We start from the raw sequence: 21270 nt of genomic DNA, 5'->3' as shown, positions 1-21270 counted from the left end.
TTATCTTTTTAATTTTTTATCTACTTTTGCCAATAACTGACTTATTGCTTGTTGACGATATTTATCTGCTTTTGCCCGAGTATCACGAATCCCAGCAGCTTGCGCTACAAGTAGTCGCGCTTTAGCTTGTTTATAATCGCCATCGTCATACAAGTATTCACCGTATAAGTAATTAGTATCAATGCCTTCGAGATTAAAAGCGAGCGCTTGTTTAAATAATTTTTCAGCTTTGTCGTCATCACCAAAACCAATTGGCCAGCCAGGTACTTTGCTATAAAGCGTTGCAAGGCTTGCGTAAGCGGAGCCATTGAGTGCAGTGCCATCAATCGAGAGTGCATTTTCGAGTGACGCTTTTGCTTCTTTTGCTAAACCAAGTGCGCCCAAGCCCCCTTTTGCGCCAGCAAAGCTGGCTAACACAATGCCATTCCAAATATGTGTTTGCGCCGAGCTTGGGTAGTTTTTAACAAATAATGCGCTTTGCTCACTTAGTTGCGTAAACGCGTCTATTTGCGCATCGTCTTCAAGTTCGTAATTAGCAATTGCCCACTTTTGTTGAATATCGGTTAAGTCTTGCGCTTCATCTGCGTGTACTGCAGTTGCAAATACAGAGGTTAGTATTAAATAAAATGCGAGTGTAAATTTATACATAATTTTGCCCTTGTGTGTTTGTTAACTTAAAAAACTTTTAATTTTAGGAAGTTGCTTTGCAATAGCGTTATCAACAACGCTTGGGAATACGCCATTTATGCGTGCAAATAATTTTTCAGGAAAACCAATAAAGCGCCTTGTTTGGTTTGAACTTATAAGAGCTAATAACTCTTGAGCAACTAATTCTGGCGAGTCCATTTTATTGCCGAGCTCTTTATTCATTGCCCGCGCTTTACTACTATTAATAGATGTATCTGTTGCTCTTGGTGCTAAATAGGTCACTTTAACGCCTGAACCATTCAACTCACGTGATAACGCTTCTGTAAAACCACGTAAACCGAATTTACTGGCGCAATAAAGCGTTTGAAACGGGTAGCCAATACTGCCAAACGATGATCCCACGTTAACAATGGTGCCTTTGGTATACACTAACTGCCCTAAAAATAGCTGGCATAATTTAATAGGCACCGACAAATTAGTAATGAGCATATTATCTATTTGCTCATTACTTGTGTGCTCAAGGCTTTGCATCGTATTTATACCGGCGTTATTAATAAGTAATTTAACGCCGCCGAGTTGCTTGGCTTTTATTGCTAGGTTAATACGTGCTGTATCGTCGGTTAAATCGCCCGTAAATATTTCACTGTCTGGGCATGCACGGCTCAGTTTTTCAAGGGCTTGGGTATTTCGCCCTACAAGTAGTAACTTCCACCCTTTTGCATATAGGGCTTTAGCAATCGCTTGCCCTATTCCGCCTGTTGCACCAGTGAGCACACACAAAGAACTACTCATGCCAATTTGCCTTGTGCACGTGCTTTAAAAAATGGTTCGTCATCGAGTCCACGAAATATATCGCCGTATAAACGATAAAAGCGCTTTGCACCATGAAGTATGGCTTGCTGATCCGCCTCGTCTGTTATTTGGTTCATTAGGTTTTCAAAAAACTTTACATGCTCTATATCAAGCGCGCCGTGAGAGGTTAAATAACTAAATGCTTTTTTAGGTAAACCCACAGCATTTGCAATGTTTGAAGCCGCGCCATCAGCAAGCGCTATAGAAGTGCCTTCAAGCACATGCACCATGCCAAAAAAGCTTAACGGATTTTTACGTGCAATGGAGTCGTACGCATACGACACCATCATTTCGGTAGCAAATTGCGGCTGACTACACCGTACTGTTTCTTTGTCAAAACCACAGGCTGCAATATCATTAAGTACCCACTCTTGATGACCAATCTCTTCTTCAATATATTCTGCGACGGCTTCGCGCAGCCATTCTTGATCGTCGGTTAATCGTGCACCAACCGACATCATTAATGGCACAGTGTGCTTAACATGGTGATACGCTTGCGCTAAAAACGAGGCGTATTCTTCAAGTGATGCTTCGCCTTTAAAAACACGCTGTATAATCGGCGCTGTAAGCAGGTAGTTTTGCTCTTGTTTAGTTTGCTCTTTAAGGATGTTAAAAAAATCACTCATTAATTACTTCTCCAAGTCGGTAAAATTGCTCAAATACAGCATGGTACTGCTTACTTATGGCATCTCGTTTTGGGCGATTATTTGTTGTTAATAATCCTTGTTGCACACTTAATGGGGCAGCTAAACGATGCCACTTTTGAATTCGAGTATAGTCGGGTAGTTGTTTGTTAATTTCGTTAATGTATTGCGCTAACACTAGGTTACTTAGCTTTGTATCGGCGTAAATAATGGCACTGAGAAAAGGTCGACCCTCACCAAACACAACGGCTTGTAAAATACCGTTTTGACTGAGTAATAGTGATTCTGGCCACTCGGCACTGATGTTGCGACCCATGCTGGTAATAATTAGGTTTTTTAATCGGCCTTTAATAAATAAAGTATTTTGATGCTGTTCGACCAGGTCGCCAGTTGCATACCACTGGTTTTTGTTGTGAGGTTGATGATTTAAGTAACCTAAAAACAAATCGCCTTTTATAAAAAGCTGACCGTTTTCAATTTTGGTTTGAATATGAGGTAACACAGAGCCGGCACTGTGGATGTTATCGTTTGTGGGTGTATTTAAACTCACTACAGATGCCGCCTCAGAAAGTCCATAACCTTGGTACACCGGTAAGTTTAAGCTACGCGCTTTGGTTAATAGTATTTCGCTGACACGCGCACCACCTACGGCAATAAACTGTAACGAACTAGGCGGTTGCCAACCACCTTCTGCAAAAGTAACTAAGCATGCTAATAGTTCAGGCACTAAAATAAGCGTATTTGGCTTAACTTTATCAATAGCAGCTATAAGCTGTGCGGGCTGTTTTAATGCAGTACCAACAAAGCCTAATTCATTTAACGGCATTAAATGCACTGTACCGTTACTTTTTAAAGGGGCATACACACCGGCTATATTTTCAAGCAATACAGCAAGCGGCAATAAACATAAATGAACAGGCTTTTTAATGTTAATTTTATCGCACAGAGATTGAGCTACCTGCATTTGACTCTTTGCAGATAAACACACGCCCTTTGGTTGCCCAGTCGATCCTGACGTAAATGTTACTTTTTGAGTATCTGGAAAATAACTGCCGGGGTTAGCTACAACGATTTCGTAAATATATAATGTGTAACACTCAAATAAAGTAATTGATGCAGTCGGCTCCCCAAGTAAAGGGTTTAGCGTGTCGCTCATAAATACATTAGCGCCACATTGAGCTAGTACATATTGAGTTTGTTGTTCACTAAAAAAGTGAGCAATTGGCACAGCCACTTTATTAGAAACCGCAGTAGCGGCATCAATAACAAGCCAAGCTGGCGTATTATCGAGCTTATAAGCGATACATTTGCCGTTAAAGCTTTGTAGTATTTTTACTACTTTTTGTATTTGCTGATTAAACTCATCACCGTTAATTTCAAGTGTTTGCTCTTTATTGTGGGCAATAATTAATGGCGATATTGCATGGGTATTATAGTAATTCATACATTCACCAACGCATTTACCAAAGAATTGATATTTGAGTGATTTTGCTGCATCAAACTATAAAGCATTGGGGTATTTAATACTTGTTGGTGAGCTTGCTCTAAACTCACAACGCATACGGTAGGCTGGTTAGCGTAGTAACTTCCCCAACTTAGCGGATGCTCCACAACAAAACTGTTTGCCACAGCAATTTCAGTGCAGTTAACGCCTAATAAGCGCAGCAGTGCACGTACTTTTTTAGTGGCGCAAAATACTAAATGTTTTGCTCCTACACTTTGCAGGGCTTCATTAACAACAATAAAATGCCCAAGCGTTGCTTTGCGATGTGTAGAGCATAGATTGCCAAGCTCAAATACTTTATTACGCTGTGTGTTCTCAGGTAAAAAATGCTCAATGGGCTGTGCTAAGTATTGCTCTATAAATAGAGGAGCCGTTGCTTGCCTTAAACCCAATGTGCACTGCCCTTCGTTTGTCGTGTATTGGCAAAGTAATGGCATAAAAGAGGTAAGCGTGGCGTTATAAGCGACTAAAAACCCTTCTTTAACTGTGTTTTCTAACGCACTTCTATGCTCATCATTAATGCGAGCACTAACAAAGCGTGAGTTATTTTGAATATAAACGGGTGATGAAGGTAGGTGTGCTAATTGCATAAACATCGCTCATATAAAGTGTATGTTTGTAACTTAGCGAGCGAAACTTAAAGAAAACTTAAGAAAATAAATATTATATCAACCTACATAAATCTTTGATCAATTTAACGAATTAAATTGCACTATAACGTCGTTAAAAATTTTTATTTACGACTGCATGGATGTAGGAGGTAGAGCAATGCAGGGAGCAATTGCCGAGAACAACTAGATACAAAAACTTTTGCCTAGTTCTAGCGTAATTTTCTTAACGTTAAATAGACCCCATTTATAAGCAGATTGGTATTAATCAAATAAAAAAGCCCCTGAATAAATTCAGGGGCTTTTAAATAACGTTTATTTAAACTTATTTACTAACGTTTTTACGACGTCTGTTAAACCACACTAATGGGGTAAGTAATAAAGCAATAAAGCCAACACTACCACCGCTAGATTTCTTCTCGGTTACTGGTACTACAGGAACGGCTTCATTTTTTACCATTACTGTACTTTGCTGAGCTACAGTTGTCGTCCCATCACTTACCGCAACCTCAAATACAAGTTCTTCATCTGCATTTATAGAGCCAGGTGTGAAAGTCAATATTGCTGTATCTATACCCGACAGTGTTGCCGCTGTGCCACTAACTTGCGTCCAAGCATAAGTTAATGCATCACCATTTCTATCTGTGGCAGTCGCTGTAATAGTGCCAGTGCCAGACTCAGTTATTTCTGCTGAATCACTCTCAACAAGTAGCAATGGCATCGCGTTATCACATGATGTTACAGCGTCTCCTGCGACTACTTTAGAGAATACAGGCGATAACACGTTAGACATTGTTAAATTATCAATCCACCAACCAAAATCAGCAACAGCCGAATCAGATGAAATACGGAAACGAATTTTAGCTTGGTTGCCATTTAAAGCATCGCCAAAATTAATTGTTTCGTAGTTGCCAAAAGCCCCATCGTCTTGAATATTACGTCCTGTAAATGTATTTCGCTCTTGGAGTGCTTGAGAGGTATTTTCAATTAGTGGGCCGTTATAACCAACACTAAATTCCCCACCCACTTGCGTTACATCCGTCCACTCGCCATCATTAACACTAATTTCTACAACACCACCATCCCAATTCTCTTCAATGAGGTAAAGGTGCCAAAATGATATTTCAAAATCACCTGAGTAACCTATTTCAAACGATTTAGACTCAACCGCCACATCAGTTTGGAAGCTATTGTTATTTAAAAACATTGCCTGAGCGCCTAACCCAAAGCCCGCAGCATCAAAAGTGGTTATATTGCCACTGTTATCCATGCTCTGCGTACCGATAGCAGCATCCCCACCAAACATTACATTTTCGTTTAAATCAAATAATGAGGCAGCCGACACTTCCATATCATCTGAAACAGTAGCACTGACAGGTGCTTCATCTTCAAAATCTATATTTACAGTGAATGAAATTGAATCTTCTAGTGCTTCAACAATATCATCATCCGTTTCAAGCTCAGGGAAGGTTACTGCTATTTCTAGTGTTTCAGCGGTGCCTGCATCATTTAAAGTAATAGTGATAGCGTCACTTGTTGATATTGCAAATGGTGCTGTTTCAGCAAAGGTAACTAACCCATCATTTTCAAGTGTTACATCATGATCGCTGATTACCGTTAACTGCGCTTTAGTCCCTGTTAAGGTTTCACTACCACGGTTAACAATGCTTACACTAATAGAACCTGTTTCACCTTTATCTAGAATATTATCGTTAGTACAATAACCAAGCTCAGCACCGTTATATGCGTTATTAACTATCACGTCGCTTAACGCGAATGTAGCAAGCTCAGATTTATCAGATTCAACAACCCCCGTTAAATCATCACTGAAACGCTCTGGCGATTCAGCTCCTAATCCCATGCCACGCTTAGCAAATGCTCCTAAAATTAATTTATAATCGGCAGGTTCAACAGCATAAGCAGCAGCTAAGATGGCATCACGCGCTTCAGTGTAAAGCGGAGCTACTGGCGTTAATTTATAGCCAGCAACCAGGTAGTCAGCCATGCGGTTTTGAGCTTCCTCAAAACCATGCTCGTTAATTAATGCTACATAACTTTCCCATAACATCGTTGCCCAAATTTCGCCTGCGGCATGTGGCGAAGCTACGCTTGTTGGTGTAATACCAATATCAGCGCCTGCATTTTCTGTAATATGGCGGAATGATAATGCATTTACTTCGGTATCAGTTGAGTAAGGTACGCGACGAATACCGTAATAAAAGTCCTCTACAAATGTACCGCTACCATATGCCTTTTGGAATTTATCATTGCCTGTAATGTTAATATCATCAGCTTTAGCAATAAACATGAGTGAATGGAAGTCCCCCCAACCCTCGCCCATTGCGCGACCTTGGAAGTTAATTAAACCAGATGAGTTACCCACTAAACGGTTACTGATATAGTGTCCCCACTCATGAGCAATAATACCATTATCAAACGTACCATCTTTTAATGTTGCTTTAGTAAACATATCTACAGAAACAGTATCGCCCGCAGCCATTAAGTCATACATAGCATGACCATCAGCGTAATTTAATCCCATATTTGGAATAGTAACTGCATCATCTTCACCGCCCATTGGCGCTGGCTCATCTGTGTCTGGGTCATTATTCACAACAATTGCTGCTATTGCGCCCGCATTTTGTGCATTTTTTACTTTAATTGTGAAAGAACATGAGCCGCGATCGACTAACGCTATTTTACCTGCAAGATCTGCGGCATTTATAGCAGGCTCACACCCATCATTAATACTTGTTGAATCGGCTGTATTACCATCGTCTAAGCGAACAACATCCCCTTTAATATCACTAAATTGATATTGACCAAAGCCTGACTCTTGTGTTGAATCTAATAAACCTAAAGTCGCATGCGAAGTAACTGTAATACCAAAATCAACACCGACTTGTGCATCTTTACTATTGTATAAATACATTTGCATACGAGGGCTTGCGCCATCTGCAGGTGTCGACATATTGGCATTGTTACGTCCTGAATTATCCTGCGCTTGTGCTTCAATTGGATCGCCTTCGATGCCTCCACGTTCAAAATTAGATAATTGCGCAACATTTGATGTTTCGTCAAAGCCGTGATCGTAGAAAAAATCATGTAAAAAGTTATTCATATAAAATAAATTAACAATTGCGGCTTTTCGATTAGCGTAACTATTAGCAACTTGATCTACTTGGTACGGATAATCAAATGTCAGATCGGCTGTGGTGTCAGCTGTAAAGTCGCCCTCACTAAAATCTTGTGGCGCAACAACATCAGCATAAGCAAATACATTGTTGCCCGATGTAGTCGTAGCATCATCAGCTAACCATGGATCCATTGTGCTTAATTTACTGTAATAAGATAACGCAACCATTGGCGCGTCTAAAATTTCAGTTTCATCAACTTGATCAGGCCCATCAGCTGGAATTACATCACCATGAGGGCTTTCCATTGGGTAGCCATCTTGATTAGCATACACGCGATAATTAAAGTCAGCTGCATGTGATTTCAAGTCTTTCTTAAAATAAACTTTGTTATTTTGAGTGCCAATTACATAGCTATAATAGTCGCTTTCAAGCGCATTTTTATCCGCAACTTCGACTTCAACATAATATGCTGACTCTAATTGTCCTGCGACTTCAAAAAATACTTTCTTCGCGCGGGGTTCACCTAATATAATTTTAGAATCATCACCTGAGGTGGCCTGATATTTAGCATATCCACCTTCTTCGCCAATCTTACGAAGCGATGCATTAATACCAGCCAATTCCAAAAGTGCAGATTTAATGCTTTGCTCAGCATTTACAAAGCCACTCAAAGCCGCAAATGATTTTTCAGCTGACGACGTATCCGCAAAATAGCCAGAGCCAGCCACAAGGTTAAACTCTTTATCCATTATTAAGTTGAATTCACGATTAAAAACATCAATACCATGAACCTGCTGTTTATACTTTGCGACTATTGAGCCTCGCTTTTGCTCATGCAAATCAGTCATTACTGCTGATGATATTGTGCTTTTCTGACTGCTAATACCAGTTAGAGATTCTAAATAAAGATCCGCTGCATATTGGTTTCGTTTTGCAGGCTCAATAAGCGACATATTTGGCGCCTTTTGCCCCACCGCTTGCCATAAAAATGTGGCTTTACCCAATTGTTTGTCATAAATAGAACGATGACCAGATACTGTCGTTCGCTCAGCTAGTGCGCGTTGCTGCATTGCCGCTGGTGCTATTGCTTGAGTTTGAGAGTTTGCAGTTACATCAAAATATTGCGCTGATTCAGCTGCGGTTAGTTGTCCTGCGGATAAAGTAGCTGCAACAATTGTTGCTACTGTGGTTAGTTTGAAATTAGACATAAAACACCCTGTTTATATTTTGTAATTTTTGTTTATTAAATGTATTTTAAATGTAATACCAAACGACAGTAGCAATAAGTCGCGTAAAAAAAAAGCTAAAAAACTCTATCTTGTATAATAAAAAGGTAAAAATATGAAACCGCCGTATTTAATAATTGCATTGATATTAACTGCTTCAGGCACTTTGACTGCCTGTAATAACAGCAAAGAACCAGCTGCTGCAGCCGTACAACAGTCTGAGCCTCAAACTCCAACACAGGTCAGCATAAAAAATAATACGGCAGTAGAAGATGTTAGCCAAAAAATTCATCTGCAAGCAAATAGCATTATGTCATCAGGCGATAAATTGATTTTTAACTCAGAGGTATTGAAAAAGGGGGATATTGTTTTTAACCAAACGATGCAACAAAAAGGGGTCGTTACAGGAACACTTGTTCTTACGCTTGCATCTGATTTTGTACCAAAGGATTTAGCCAACAACTTTAATTTAATACGCTCGACTGCGCATAACTATATGTTACTAGTCACTCAAGACGATAATATTAAAGCCGTTGCTAAATCATTAAGTGCTTATTCTGATGTAAAAAATGTCGAAGTATCCGTAAATTACTCACCTATAGAAACCCAATTTTAAATACTGATGGTTCTATAAGTCGTTAATTTTTATCAGCTATTACACAGCAGTTTCGGCCGTGCTCTTTAGCGTAATAAAGTGCTTTATCCGCATATTTGTACACTTGGTCTATATCGTTACTGTGCTCAGGCCAGGTTGCAATACCTATAGAAATAGTAATAAATCCAATAATGTCCATGTTTGTTGAGGCAACGGTTGTTCGAAGTCGTTCAGCTATTTTAAAAGCACTTTCGCTGTCTTCATTTGGTAATATGAGTACAAACTCTTCACCACCAATACGCGCTACAACATCATCCTTTCTGGATAGTTTTTTTATAATATCGGTGAGTGTTTTTAGTGCTTCATCACCTTTATCGTGGCCAAAGGTATCATTTACACGCTTGAAAAAATCGATATCAATTTCCAATATTGCAAATGGAATTTGCTTAAGCATAAGTTGATTAAGTAATCCGTTTAAACTTCTGCGGTTATGCGCCCCTGTAAGTGGGTCTGTTTGTGCATCATGGCGTAATTGGCCTATTTGAGTTTGTAAAATACTCACACCTTTTAACATGGCAAGCTTTAACCTCTGGCTTTCAAAATACCATGCTTTTATATTCTCAAAATTTTCAAAATTAGCCGGGTTATCAAGTGTATTTACTTTGTTTGCGAGTTGTTTAAGCGGCCTAGAAATAAAATGAGCAAAAAAGCCTATAAGTATAAAAGTAATAACCGCCATTGGTAACGTACGTTTGATAACTTCTATAATCAATGTATCAAGTGAGGCTAAGGTATTTTTAACTGGACGTTGCGCAATAACTCCCCAATGTGCTTTTTTTACTGGGGCGTAGCCTGCTAGCATCTCAACATTTTGGCTGTTTCTAACATTCGCAATCCCTCCTTTTCCATTAATAACATCATCTATAATTGCGTTATTATTTACATAGGTGCCGATACGAATATGATCCGGATGATAAAGTATGCGTTTATAAGAATCGACCACATATATATGTGTCCCTTCATCGTAATAATGTTGATCCAGTAAATCATTCAAAATGCTGCGTTCTTTTAAATAAAGAGATCCACCAAGATAGCCTAAATAATCCCCTGCATTGTCAAATAACGGATGGGAAATAAAAATTATCAAATTACCTGCGGCTGACATATAAGGTTTACTAATGAGCGGGCGCTTTTCTTTCAATGCTTGTATTGCGCCTGGAGAGGAAATTGTTTGCTCCATTATTTGCGGTAAAACAGGAGACGTCGCTGCAATAATACCGTTCTTGTTTATCACTACAGAATTAAAACTATTTGTTTGTAAATTTAATCTGGTTACTTCTTCTTTCAATAATTTTTCATTATTTATTTCTTGCTCTATTATTTTTGCTGAATAAGTAAGTTGCTGCATTGCAGCTTCTAAAAAATTATCGGTTGCCGAAGCCAACTTATTTGCATAAGCATAATTGCTTTTTAGTGTGTAATTCATTAACTGCTCTTTTTGCACTTGATAAGTAGAATAAAAACTACTTACTAGAGTGCTCAACGAAGCAGAAAATGCTAAAAGCAGAATGAGTAACCTTAGATTAAGTGCAGGTAGTAATTTGTACAGCAAATGTATATCGTCCACAGTACAAGGCAGTTAAAGCTTGCACTTATTATTGTATATAAAGCCTACAATTATACCCTCTTGAAAACTTATAATCTAATGTTTACAAAGACAGAAAAAGCATATGTAAGTACTGATTTTCATTAAATTTAACGATATAAATTTTATCTATTCGTTACAATACGTTAATGGCTTTAGTAAAGAAAAACCATGTTTTGCAGTTGCACTAAAAAGTAGATAAGCTGCACACACTTATCTATTTTATTTAGCTTTGGAGTGTGTTTTGCTAAATAAGTATATTGTGTCGTCTATCGTTTTTTTATCTGGGTGCTTCATGCCAATACAATCCTCGTTCGCACAACCTGTACTTTCTCTTGAACAACAGCTTGGTCAAAAGCTCATGCTTGATTTTCGCTATTTTTGCGAACAAGGTACGAATAAACAATGCAGAACACCATTAACTCAATTACCAGACAAGCTTGCACACATAATTGCAAAGCATAACATTGGGGGGGTTATCTTATTTTCTGAAAATACCCAATCAATAGAGCAAACTATTACACTGAATGCTCAACTGCAAAATGCAGCAAGTAAATCGAGTAGTAAACTACCGTTATTTATATCCATAGATCAAGAAGGTGGACGAGTAGCTAGGTTACCGCGTGATCTAGCTACTTCATTTACTGGCAACATGTCGATTGGTGCAACATATAAAAAACACGGAACAAGCTTCGCTACAAAAACGGCAACGGTTATTGCTAAAGAGCTAAGTTCTTTGGGTATTAATGTAAACTACGCGCCCACTATCGATGTAAATATGAACCCAGATAATCCGGTAATAAACGTACGCTCTTTTGGAGAAGACCCTGTTTTAGTTGCCAAGCTTGGTGCTGAACAAGTTGCAGGATTTGAAAGCAATGGGGTTATTACGTCGTTAAAGCACTATCCTGGGCACGGCGATACCAGCGTCGATAGTCACACTGGTTTACCTATGGTAAGTCATGAAAAAGAGGTTATTTACGCTCAAGATTTAGCACCATTTAAATACATTATTGCAAAGCAAAACCCCGGTATGATCATGACGGCGCATATTCAGTATCCTGCGCTCGATAGTACAACGTTTGTAAGCGTTGATGGAAAAACCATGATAAAACCTGCAACGATGTCTCGTAAAATAGTAACCGACATTTTACGAGGAGAACTAAATTACCAAGGTGTTGTAATAACTGATGCGCTTGACATGGCTGGTATTAGCCATTTTTTTACACCCACTCAAGCGGTAATTAATACATTTTTAGCTGGTGTTGATATTGCACTAATGCCAATTGAAATTAGAACGCCAGACGATTTAATAACGTTGGATGAACTTATAAAATCACTTGCCGCAGCGGTTAAATCAGCGCAACTTGATGAGCAAGAAATAGCTAAATCAGCGCAACGTATAATATCACTTAAAAATAAGTTTAGATTAAACACTCATTTGGACCCTATCAGCGCACTTATAAATGCAAAACAAACAATTGGCAGTGCAGCACATCGTGAAATAGAAGCGCAACTAGCTGTGGAGGCTATAACGCTAGTTAAAAATAATAAAAACACTTTACCGCTTAGCCTTAAAACAGATCAGCATATTCATATTATTATGCCTGACACACGTAAGTGTATGGCAATGCAACAAGCCATTGAAGCTATAAGCACTCAAGTGCTTAACTATACTTGTAGCAGCCTGCAAGGTTTTAACCCGCAGCAAGCACATATCGATATAACCACTGCCGATATAATAATTGCAGGTAATGCGACACCAAACCAAAGTGCGGTAGAAATTGGCGGCATGGATGATTTAAAAGACGACGCTAATTTTGCACTCAATGATGCACAGCAGCCAAAAGCACTTAAATCATTACTCAGTTTTGCTAAAGCCAATAATAAAAATACCGTATTTATAAGCTTAAGAGCCCCTTACGATATTGCTGAATTTGGCAACTACGCACAAGCTGTACTTGCATCCTACGCATATAATATTGATGTCGATAAAAACGATGTTGTATCTGGCCCTGCTTTTACCGCGCTTGCAAAAGTACTACTTGGGCAGTCACCCGCCAATGGTGTATTACCTGTCACTATAAAGCAGCAAAAGGCGCGCTAATATGAAACTTAACTGTGATTTAGGCGAAAGCTTTGGCGCATGGAAAATGGGCCTTGATAGCAGCGTAATGCCACATATTGATATGGCTAACATTGCCTGTGGTTTTCATGCCGGCGATGCCGATGTAATAGCAAGCACGCTCACTCTTGCAAAACAATATAACGTACAAATTGGCGCTCACCCGAGCTACCCAGATCTGCAAGGTTTTGGTAGGCGCTCAATGAATCTTAGTGCAAGCGAGCTAATAAACTGCCTACATTATCAAATTGCAGCGGTTGAAGGTATGGCAAAAGTGCAGGGATTAACACTTAGCTACGTAAAGCCACATGGTGCGCTTTATAACGACATGATGGCTGATGAAACAATATTAAACACTGTCATGCATGCCATTGCCATCTACCCAACCCCATTAAAGCTCATGCTACTTGCAACGGCTAAAGCACAAAGCCATCAGCAACTTGCCAAAACATACCAATTAACATTAATGTTAGAAGCCTTCGCGGACCGTCAATATACCGATGCAGGACTGTTAGTGTCGCGGAATATTCCTGGTAGCGTGCATAATAAATCGGCACTGATTGCGCAAGTAAAACAACTGTTAACTACAGGCTGTGTAACAACTCAATCGGGAAAGGTATTACCTTTACATGCTGATAGTTTATGTGTGCATAGCGATAACGAAGCAAGCATTGCCCTTATTCAGGAGATCAAAGCTCTGTGCCAAACTCGTTAAACACTCAAAAACTAAGTAACCTGAACTCTGGTTAAGAGATTTACTACGTATTGAATCATGGTGATATTTAACTTTATTTTCTCTAGCCAGAGATTCTCAGTGAAAACAAGGCGAATTTACGCGTCAATAGCTACTCGATATAGATTTATTATCCAGAGTTCAGGTTAATTAATCATGCATATTGTACATTACGCAATGAGCTTAAGCTCAACACAGGTCATAAACTTTACTTTATTTATTATATTTTTAACGTACCATTAAAGCGCTACTCTTAATTTTAGGAAAAATGCAAATAGCATATGGAACTTTCCCCTTATACTCAGTTTACACCCTACCTTAGCCACAGCACTTTTTGTTGTAAATTTGATAGTAACCACTTTATTGATAGTGACTTTTCGAGTTATCAGATTTTTTCACCGCTGCAACTTCAAAAAGCAGTCACAAAACGAAAGGCCGAGTATTTGGCTGGCCGATTTTGTGCGAAAAAAGTACTAAACGCACTCGGTATTTTCTCTTTTGATATTCTTTCTGGCAATGATCGCGCGCCGATATGGCCTGATAAAGTTATCGGTAGTATTACCCACACTCAAGGGATTGCAATGGCAATGGCCTCTCAGCGCACAGATATCGCTGGCATTGGTATTGATATCGAACAGCTAATGAGCGCAAAACAAGAGCGAGAGCTACAAGAACAAATTTTGCACCCTAATGACTATCCTCAGTTTAGATTGTTCGCGGAGCAGGTATCACACCCGTTAACCATTATCTTTTCAGCAAAAGAAAGTATTTTTAAAGCTTTGTACGCAAGTGTGAAACAATTTTTTTGGCTTTGAAGCGGCTACGCTCATTGCCTTTAATGAACAACAACTGCAATTTAAAATAACCCAAGCACTTTCACCGCAAGTGCCTAAAGACACTTACTTAACCGTATTTTACCAATGTGACAAAAATATAGTGCTCACAGAGTGCGAATTCAAAAATTCCTAGTTATACCAACCTGCATAAATCTTTGAGCAATTTAACGAATTAAATTGCACTATACGTCGTTAAAATTTTTATTTGAAACAACTAGATAAAAAATTTGTCTGGGACCTGTTTATCTTTCGAGGTTAAATTTTCAGCCGTATGCTTGGTATTTAGGCAAGGCTGAGCTTATGCAGTGTGGTTATTCCCCATAATATAGTCGATAACGTTGAATAAATGCCAAACATGCGCTGCCAGTAGGGTAACGCAGGAGCCGTTACCAAGCCCACTAGGTTACAAACCTCACGCCGCGATTAAATCGCCCCTAGATTGAAATAACAGCCAAACCACCTCTTTACTGATTAACAATTAAGTTAAAAATACAACATTAATTAACTTTAGTGTTGTATTTTAATACAACCAAATGTAGTATTAAAAACAATTATCATTTACATTTGCAAAAAGGAATACCTGTGAAATTTAAGGATGTTTTAATCCCCCTCGCAGCACTTACATCTACTACAGCTTTAGCTAATTCTGATAACAATGACACAGTGGATCAAATGACCGTTATTGAAGTTACTGGAGAGTTATTATCAAGAAGTCTACTACAAAGTGGTAATAGCGTTGTTGTTTTCGATAGTAAAGAACTTGAAAGCCGCCCCGAATTAAGAACAGTAAGAGACGTACTAAGCGAAATTCCAAACATCACAATGGTCACTGGTACTGGTAAAGCTCCAACAGTAAGGGGTATTGATGGTACTGGAGCCGCAGAAAACGCGAATGCATTTTTTGCAGGCAGCAGAGCACGCTTAAACTGGCAAATTGATGGTCGTTCAGCGACTTATAACGAAATAGTTTTTGGCGATTTAGGTATTTGGGATCTAGAACAAATTGAAGTTCTCAGAGGGCCACAAAGTACTTTAGCTGGGCGTAATGCAATAGCAGGTACAATACGGGTAGAAACACAAGATCCGACGTTTGAACAAGAGTTCACAATTCGTGCTGAAGGCGGGAATTTAGACCAAAAACGACTTTCAGCTATTTATAATCAACCTCTTTCGGAGCAGTTTTCCTTACGAATTGCAGCAGATCAATTTGAACGTAGTTCATCTGTTGATTATGAATCTTACCCTGGTGTTAAAGACCCAGCTGACATGGAAGGCCGTGCAATTAGAGGGAAATTACTTTATGAGGGCGATGACAAATACGGTACACGCGTTGTTGTCACACTAACCGATAACAAATACAGTGGTCCAAATAGTGAAATCATTGATTACCCATTTGATCAGCGTCGTTCTAACTTTCCGCAACAACCCGTTCATGTTACGCATACTAAAAGCTTAGGCATTGAATACAGCGCATCATTAACTCAACAACTACAGTTAGAAGTAACGGCTTCAGCAACAGACTTTAATTTTGAACGTAAATCTACGCCAGATGGTTCTAAAGCGAATATTGATAACAAAGAGTTTGTGATAGAACCTCGTTTACGCTATCAAGGTGATAACGGCGAACAATGGGTTATTGGTAGTCGCTACTACACTTCAAAACAAGATGATTGGATCCAATTTATTGTAAAACAAAGCTTTACTGATGATTCAGATAATTTTGCAATCTACTCTGAGGGTGCCCTCCCATTTAGTGACAAGTTTGAGCTAACGGCAGGTTTACGCTACGAAAAAGAAAACCGCAAACGTGAAGGCGGTGATCCTGATAGAGCGATTGCAAAAATAGAATCCGATAATGACTACAGTGCCTTATTACCTAAGCTTGGGCTCAGCTACCAAGTAAGTGATACGCATATTGTCGGTTTACAATTATCTCGCGGGTATAATGCAGGCGGCGGCGGCATTTCCTTTGGCGCACCAATTGTTAACTATGAATATGATGAAGAGTACGTAAACTCTTTAGAAATCTATGGTCGTCAGCAATGGGCTAATAACAGTATAAGCACATCTCAAAACCTGTTTTATTCGCAATATACAGACATGCAACTACCTTTTGATTTAACACCTGAAAACTCACGTGATGAAGCTTATGTAGTTAGAAATGCAGACGAAGTAACTACTATTGGTTTTGAATTTAATGCCGATTGGCAGATTAATGATCAGTTCAATCTTTATGGTGGTTTTGCACTGTTAGATTCAGAGATCACTGATTATCCAAACTCAGGCCTAGAAGGAAACTCATTACTTACGGTTCCTTCTGCTTCTATGAAATTAGGGACCACATGGCAATCAAATAATTGGGTTGTTAACGTTAGTGGCCAGTACACTGATGGCTGGTATACCAGTATTTCAAACGATGAAGGCGGTAAAACAGACGCTTTTGCGACCTTTGATACAAGTTTGAACTACGTTATCTCTGAGCAAGCTAAAGTGTATCTTTCAGTACGTAATATTTTTGATGAAGATGCTCCTGTTGCATTGTATCCAGGTACAGCACCTGCTGATAGCAATGAACCTGATACTAACTTTGATACAGCAGTATTGACCCAACCAAGAACGATTAGTGCGGGCATACAGTATACATTCTAATCAATCAGATTTTTCCACGGCAAAGCTAAATTATTTGCTGTGGAAAATCTATAAAATCAATAACAAAGGTTATTAAGTATGACAACAATTAAATACGATAGCAGCCTCTGGCCATTAGCTGTAACAGTAGCAAAGGGGGAGTGCACGCTAGCAATGCACTTAGACTCTTTAATATCATGGGATCGTTGGTTTGATAGAGCTGAAGCATTTATTGTAGTGCGTGTTTATACAGATGAAGCATCCTTACAACACCCTAAAGGGGCGGGTCCTGCAACACAAGAATGGCTTAAAAATGGTGCGGCAGAGAAAATGCAACAACTTGTTCAAGCGATGCTTATCGTTGTTCCTGAGGAGCAATATCAAAAATTGCAGAATATGAGCGTTCAAAAAGCCTTTGGTATACCTGGAGCCGTATTTAAATCACTTGATGATGCTAAAACATGGCTACAGGCATCAGCCAAAGAGATAGCGATACCTGAAAATATTGAATTACAAGATGTAGCTACACTTGTCCACTCTCATTGCGGTAATACCAATTAGCTTAATTAAGTGATCTATTTTGAGGTAAGAAAATCGTGTCGATAACAAGGCAACAAAGAGTTAATCGTCCCTCAAAGGGAAGCGCATGTTTGGTCTTTATACTGCATTATCGCCTATTTATGGGCAGTGACCACACTACATAGGCTCAGCCTTGCCTAAATACCAAACATACTGCTGCAAATTTAACCTCGAAAGATAAACAAGCCCTAGTTACCCCTTTATAAAAACACTCAATAATATGTAATCGATACAACTTAAAATCATATATTTGTGAGTGTTTTTTCCGCCACCATAATGTGGGGAAGTACATCTTCAATATCTGTTTGCAGCTTTGCATTAATATTATAAACATTACTTAAATGGCGCTGTGTTAGTACTTCTTCAGGCGAGCCATGAGCAACAACTTTTCCTTTATCAAGCATGTAAATTCGATCTGCAAAGCTCGCAGCAAGTGATAAATCATGAAGAACAGCAACAACTCCCGCGCCTTGTTTTGCCGTTGTAACGGCTTGGTTCATAACTTCATATTGATGATATAAATCTAAGCTAGCAGTTGGCTCATCAATTAATAAATAAGCATTTTTTTGCTGAGTTAAACTTGGCTGTAATTGGCACAATACACGCGCTAATTGAGTACGTTGCTTTTCACCACCAGAAAGCTGAGTAAAGCATTGCTGTGCTAGGTGAGTAATCCCTACGGCTTTCATTGCATCATTAGAGCACTGTTTCAAAGTAGCCTGCGTACACTGTTCTTGATGACTAAAATGCGCCATATCAACAACTTCATTAACGGTGAAAGGAAAATCTAACTCGTAGCTCTGGGTTAATACCGCCCTTAATTTAGCAAGCTCTAGCAAACTATACTCATTTAACTCTCGTTGATTAATATTTACCGTTCCGCCACTTAACGGCAAATCTCCTGATAATGCTTTCATTAATGATGATTTACCTGCGCCATTGGGACCAATGATAACTACAATTTCATGTGGTTTTACATAAAAATCAATATTATCCAGCAACGTTTTATGTTTAATTTTCACGCTAAGTTGATTGCCAATTAACATAGTTCACTTTGCTCCTTGGTAAGTTTTTAGCAGCATAATCAAAAAGAATGGACCGCCAATAGCACTGGTTATTAGACCAATGGGCACTTCTGCTGGTAGCATTATGGTACGGGCAAATAAATCAGCAAGGCTAAGCATTAATGCTCCCCCTAACATACAAGCTGGTAATAAATAACGGTGATCTGGGCCTAATATTAAGCGCATAATATGCGGCACTATTAAGCCAACAAAACCAATAACGCCCGTAATTGCGACGGCTGCGGCAATGCAAAGTGCCGTATATATAAAAACCTGCTTTTTCAATTTAGTCACATTAATGCCGACATGCTTCGCTTGAGCCTCTCCTAATAAATACACGTTAAGAGGTTTAGATAAACGTAATAAACCAATACAACAACCAATAATAATACCGAGTGTTGGCATTATCATCGCAAGGTGATTCCCCGCCAAAGAGCCCATACTCCAAAATGTTAAATCACGCAATTGTTGCTCATTACTTACCAGTGTTAAGATACCGATAATAGCGTTTACAATCGCATTTACGGCAATCCCTGCCAGTAGTAGACTAACGATAGTAAAACGCCCATTTTGCGCGCCCAACCGATAGATAAACATGCATACCGCTATACAACTCAAAAATGCCCCTACAGGCACCGCATAGTAGCCTAAGTTGTCGCTAAAATTAGCAAACAAGCTTGTTCCTAATACAATTGTTGCTACTGCACCTAACGCTGCACCACTGGCAATGCCAATCAAGCCAGGATCTGCTAATGGATTTCTAAATAAAGCTTGCATTGCAGCACCGCAGGTTGCTAAACCAGCTCCAACAACCATCGAAAGTAGAATACGAGGAAGGCGGATCTGCCAAATTATAGCGTGTTTAAGCTGATCATCTACCGGTTGGGTTAGCATAAGCATCGTCTCGCGCAGCGTTATCACGACCCCTCCTTGACTTAGAGCAATAAAAAATACCAATATACAAATAATAAACAAAACAGGAATAGATAAAACCCGTATCCGTTGTTGCGCTAATAACCTATTTCCTAACGCCAGCATAACTATCGCTCATCCTGTTGTTTTGTGCTGTTTTCAGCTAATTTTAAAAATCTATATTGATAGCCATCTGGCAAGCGTGTTTTAGGATAAAATGCATGCGCTAGTTCTACGGCCGCTTGAGGCGTTCTAGGCCCCATACTTAACAAATAGAGCGCATCAAAATTGTAAATACGTCCATTTTTTATCGCATTTGAATATTTAAAAACAGATAATATTTCAGCGCTTGGTTGCTGATCATTGGCGCCAATTCCCATACTAATAATCACATCAGGATTTAGTGCCAATGCAGCCTCGCTTGAAATCGTCTGCCAGTTAACCATTGTTTGAGCCATCATATTCACTCCACCGGCAATAGTTACCAACTCATCAGCAGTCGTCTCTGCCCCTGCAACCATAAGTTTACTACTGCGGATAACCAAAACCTTAGGTTTAGTACTTGTTTGCTCTAAAATATATGACAAGGCCTTGCGGTCCGCTTGCAAAGAGTCTGCGAGCATATTGCCCTTACTCACAACATTTAATTGTTTGGCTATTTGCTCTATTTTATTTTCAATACGCCAAAAGTTGTCGTTTTCATGCAAGATAACCAAGTTAGCGCCAGTGAGCTTTAATTGCTCAACCATTTTTTTAGGACCAATATCTGATTCAGCGAGGATAAGATCTGGATTTAATGACAACACACCTTCAACGCTTATTTTGCGAACATAGCCAATTTGTGGCTTCTGAGTTGCAGCGGCTGGATAAACACTGGTGCTATCAACGCCAACAATGCGTTGTTGTTCACCAAGGGCGTAAATAACTTCTGTTATTGAGCCCCCTGCAACCACTATTCGCTGTGGATTAACAGGCTGCGGACTTGCATGTACATAGCTATTAGCAAGTAAAGTAACAAACATAATAAATAAAATAGATAAGGGTTTCATTGATGTTAAATTTAATTTGAAAACAAAAATACTAACAGTTTTCATTTACAACTTGTAGTTTTTATTATGATTGTTTTAATGACCTATAAAATTTAGTTTAGCCTCTTAGGTAATAAGGTATGTTAGCTTTTCAGAGTTAAATTATTTCAATTTAAAGGCCATTTAATCACGGCGTAAAATGTGTAACCAAGTCGCCCCATAACGGCCCGCGTTACTCTAATAGCTGTATCCTTGTGAGAATAATTAAAATAGTGGATGACAAAAGGGTTTCATCACCGAGTCAAACCTAAATAGCAGCGAGTGTCATCCATGTTTGTCATCGCCTACTTATGGTAAATAACCACACTACATAGGCGCTACCTTGCCTAAAAATCAAACACTCGGCTGCAAATTCAACATCGAGAAGTAAATTAAAGCTTATTTTTCCCCTATTTATTTAACCTGAACTCTGGATAATAAATCTATCTCGAGTAGCTATTTTCAGC

At 39.1% G+C, this 21270-nt stretch carries 16 protein-coding genes; 6 read left to right on the top strand and 10 right to left on the bottom strand.

Going from position 1 to position 21270, the window contains the following annotated elements:
- From P20495_RS00680 to P20495_RS00705, 6 genes are all read right to left on the bottom strand, one after another.
- Positions 1-648 carry a hypothetical protein gene (locus tag P20495_RS00680; RefSeq protein ID WP_008139362.1) on the bottom strand — a complete coding sequence of 216 codons (648 nt, stop codon included), beginning with the start codon at positions 646-648 and terminating at the stop codon, positions 1-3.
- Between the two features lie 21 nt (positions 649-669).
- Positions 670-1440, bottom strand: coding sequence for an SDR family oxidoreductase (locus tag P20495_RS00685; protein ID WP_008139360.1), 771 nt, complete (start codon positions 1438-1440; stop codon positions 670-672).
- Positions 1437-2126, bottom strand: coding sequence for a TenA family transcriptional regulator (locus P20495_RS00690; protein ID WP_008139358.1), 690 nt, complete (start codon positions 2124-2126; stop codon positions 1437-1439). The genes P20495_RS00685 and P20495_RS00690 overlap by 4 nt, the downstream gene beginning before the upstream one ends.
- Positions 2119-3588 (bottom strand): AMP-binding protein, encoded by a 1470-nt coding sequence (locus P20495_RS00695; protein WP_008139357.1) that lies wholly within the window; start codon positions 3586-3588, stop codon positions 2119-2121. The genes P20495_RS00690 and P20495_RS00695 overlap by 8 nt, the downstream gene beginning before the upstream one ends.
- On the bottom strand, positions 3585-4238 hold the full coding sequence (locus tag P20495_RS00700) for a thermostable hemolysin (RefSeq protein WP_007376652.1): 654 nt from the start codon (positions 4236-4238) through the stop codon (positions 3585-3587). Before P20495_RS00700 ends, P20495_RS00695 begins: the two co-directional genes overlap by 4 nt.
- 343 nt (positions 4239-4581) lie before the next feature.
- Positions 4582-8601 (bottom strand): rhombosortase-dependent M36 family metallopeptidase, encoded by a 4020-nt coding sequence (locus tag P20495_RS00705; protein WP_008139354.1) that lies wholly within the window; start codon positions 8599-8601, stop codon positions 4582-4584.
- A gap of 133 nt (positions 8602-8734) precedes the next feature.
- Between P20495_RS00705 and P20495_RS00710 the strand changes: the two genes are divergently transcribed.
- On the top strand, positions 8735-9235 hold the full coding sequence (locus tag P20495_RS00710; RefSeq protein ID WP_008139352.1) for a hypothetical protein: 501 nt from the start codon (positions 8735-8737) through the stop codon (positions 9233-9235).
- A 22-nt stretch (positions 9236-9257) separates the two neighbouring features.
- Here the strand turns inward: P20495_RS00710 and P20495_RS00715 are convergent, their stop codons facing one another.
- Positions 9258-10700, bottom strand: a complete 1443-nt coding sequence (locus P20495_RS00715; protein ID WP_008139350.1) for a sensor domain-containing diguanylate cyclase — start codon at positions 10698-10700, stop codon at positions 9258-9260.
- Between the two features lie 454 nt (positions 10701-11154).
- On the opposite strand from P20495_RS00715, the gene P20495_RS00720 reads away from it, so the two are divergent.
- The 5 genes from P20495_RS00720 (at position 11155) to P20495_RS00735 (ending at position 17742) form a co-directional block, all read left to right on the top strand.
- The gene (locus P20495_RS00720) at positions 11155-12966 is read left to right on the top strand and encodes a glycoside hydrolase family 3 protein (RefSeq protein ID WP_008139348.1); all 1812 of its coding nucleotides are present in this window, start codon (positions 11155-11157) and stop codon (positions 12964-12966) included.
- A 1-nt stretch (position 12967) separates the two neighbouring features.
- Entirely contained in the window at positions 12968-13699 is a 732-nt protein-coding gene (locus tag P20495_RS00725) for a 5-oxoprolinase subunit PxpA (protein WP_008139346.1), read from the top strand.
- Between the two features lie 299 nt (positions 13700-13998).
- Complete coding sequence (locus P20495_RS21105; protein WP_008139345.1) at positions 13999-14532, top strand: 4'-phosphopantetheinyl transferase; 534 nt, start codon at positions 13999-14001, stop codon at positions 14530-14532.
- Between the two features lie 603 nt (positions 14533-15135).
- A complete protein-coding gene (locus tag P20495_RS00730; protein WP_008139340.1) occupies positions 15136-17202 on the top strand; it encodes a TonB-dependent receptor in 2067 nt (688 codons plus the stop codon).
- A 78-nt stretch (positions 17203-17280) separates the two neighbouring features.
- Positions 17281-17742, top strand: coding sequence for a hypothetical protein (locus P20495_RS00735; protein WP_008139338.1), 462 nt, complete (start codon positions 17281-17283; stop codon positions 17740-17742).
- Positions 17743-18002: 260 nt separating this feature from the next.
- Here P20495_RS00735 and P20495_RS00740 read toward each other — a convergent pair whose 3' ends face one another.
- From P20495_RS00740 to P20495_RS00750, 3 genes are read right to left on the bottom strand one after another with little or no spacing between them, the layout of a single operon-like run.
- Entirely contained in the window at positions 18003-18806 is an 804-nt protein-coding gene (locus P20495_RS00740; RefSeq protein ID WP_008139336.1) for a heme ABC transporter ATP-binding protein, read from the bottom strand.
- Positions 18807-18809: 3 nt separating this feature from the next.
- Positions 18810-19862, bottom strand: coding sequence for an iron ABC transporter permease (locus P20495_RS00745; RefSeq protein WP_033016464.1), 1053 nt, complete (start codon positions 19860-19862; stop codon positions 18810-18812).
- Between the two features lie 2 nt (positions 19863-19864).
- Positions 19865-20830: a hemin ABC transporter substrate-binding protein gene (locus tag P20495_RS00750; RefSeq protein ID WP_008139334.1), complete on the bottom strand. Its 966-nt coding sequence runs from the start codon at positions 20828-20830 to the stop codon at positions 19865-19867.
- Between the last annotated feature and the right edge of the window lie 440 nt (positions 20831-21270).

The sequence above is a fragment of the Pseudoalteromonas sp. BSi20495 genome, assembly GCF_000241185.1.
Taxonomy (GTDB): Bacteria; Pseudomonadota; Gammaproteobacteria; order Enterobacterales; family Alteromonadaceae; genus Pseudoalteromonas; species Pseudoalteromonas fuliginea.
The sequence above is the reverse complement of the archived record's forward strand: the minus strand, read 5'-3'. Positions and strand labels throughout refer to the sequence as shown.